At 35.0% G+C, this 1951-nt stretch carries 1 protein-coding gene; it reads right to left on the bottom strand.

Features of this window, described 5'->3' with window-relative positions; genetic code table 11:
* Window positions 1–261: 261 nt before the first annotated feature.
* Entirely contained in the window at window positions 262–1713 is a 1452-nt protein-coding gene (locus tag TEPIDINF_RS14655; RefSeq protein ID WP_421692400.1) for an amino acid permease, read from the bottom strand.
* Between the last annotated feature and the right edge of the window lie 238 nt (window positions 1714–1951).

Raw genomic sequence — 1951 nt, 5'->3', positions numbered from 1 at the left:
AAGCCTCTGTTGTAAGTTTCTTGATGTAGTAATCTTGTTTACCATTTTCAACATGTTCAAAAATTTTTTTAAAATTTATGGGTGAAACCCATTTACCAAATGACGAAATTAGTGTATTCTTGTCCATGACGTTTTCCTTTACTATTGGATTTGGACAGGAATCACCTGTACTTCCATTGTAAAGGATTTTTTTTGTTGTATGGACATATAATTTTTGAAGATTGCTATTATTTCGAATCATCAGATTTAATTAATGCAACGCTAGTGTTTATTTTTATCTCTTTCCTTCTCCTTTATCTCTTCGGTCAGTTCCTTAGAGAATTCTGCTGACAATCTTGTTTGATATTTCTTATTGTTCAAGCTTAAATAAACTTCTTTGTTCTTTTTAGAACTTTTCATCAATCTTATTGAAATATAAATGAAAGAATATAATGCGGTCATTATAATTCCTGCTATAAGCCCTGATGTCTGCCCTGAAATAAATGGCATACTCAAAATAATCATAACCATACTTAATAAAACAATCCAAGAGGTTAATGGGTATCCGGGCATCTGACACTTACCTTCTGGAGGACATCCATTCTTTTTACGAAAGCGTATATGAGTAGCAATTATAATGACATATGTAAAAAGTAATGCAAAACCACCTGAACTTATTAAAAATAGATAAATTTTTGGAAGCAAAAAACCAATACTTAATCCTAAAAACATAGCTAGACCTGAAAATAATATTCCGCGATAAGGAACATCCTTTTTATCTTTTAGCCACTTAGGAGCTAGGCCATCATCAACAAGAGACCTCATCATTCTTCCAAGTCCAAACATGGCTGCCAACATTGTAGAAAGAATAGCTGTTATCAGTACCAGATTAATAACCGTACCTGCCCACCCAATTCCCCACCTATTCAAAGCTGCTACCATTGGACTTACATCTTCACTAAGCGTGGTTGTAGGAATGAGTGGAAGAAGTACAGCAATAGAAAGGATATAAAATCCTACAAGTGACAAAACGGTATAAGTAATTGCTTTAGGAACCGTTTTTTTAGGATTATCTGTTTCTGAAGCAGCTAATCCAATGATTTCAAAGCCAGCATAGGAAAAAATTACGACAAGCATACTTCCCGCAATCCCCTTTATTCCCCTAGGCATTAAAGGTTCCCTAACTAATTCTCCGGCACCGATTGTTGAAATCCCTGGAAATATTCCTATAATTAATAATAATGCGATTATGATAAAAGAAGCTATTGCTAATAACTTTACTGCAGCAAGACCGCTTTCCAGCTTGCTTAGCTTATCAGCTCCTAAAAGATTAAGCAACGTAACACCAATTATTATTAAGCTTCCTAGCAAATAAATGGATATATTTGGAATCCATTCACGTACCAAAATGGATACAGCAGTGGCTTCACTTGACATGGCTAGAACCATTCCTGTCCAGTATACCCATCCAACGACAAATCCAGCTCCCGGACCAAATGCTTGTGTTGCAAAGGTACGAAAAGAACCTGTATCAGGATTTGCTACAGTCATCTCAGACAAGGCAAAGAGTATAAAATAAACGAGTACTCCTCCCAAGATATAGGATATTAAAATAGCAGGTCCAGCGGCATGAATCGCTACCGACGAACCTAGAAAAAATGAACCTCCTATTACAGTCCCTAATGCCATCACTGTAAGCTGCCATGCGGACAGTCCTTTATGTTTTTTCTCCATAATCTTCTCCTTAACGCTTAAGCATCACAAAATAAAAGTAGTTTCCATATTTATTATCCCTTAAATTTAGAAATCCATTCTACAGTATAAACCTTCCTCATTTTGTACGATTTGATGCTAGAATAAAAATAGGACAACTTAAATAGAGATTTTTCCTAAGTTTAGTATAAAATAAATATAACTGAACCAGGGGGAAATGTTTAATGGGAAATCAAAAGAAACAATACAGTGCTGAATT

The sequence above is a fragment of the Tepidibacillus infernus genome, assembly GCF_048898065.1.
Lineage (GTDB): Bacteria > Bacillota > Bacilli > Tepidibacillales > Tepidibacillaceae > Tepidibacillus_B > Tepidibacillus_B infernus.
Note: the sequence above shows the minus strand (reverse complement) of the source record. Positions and strands in the feature narration are given on the sequence as shown.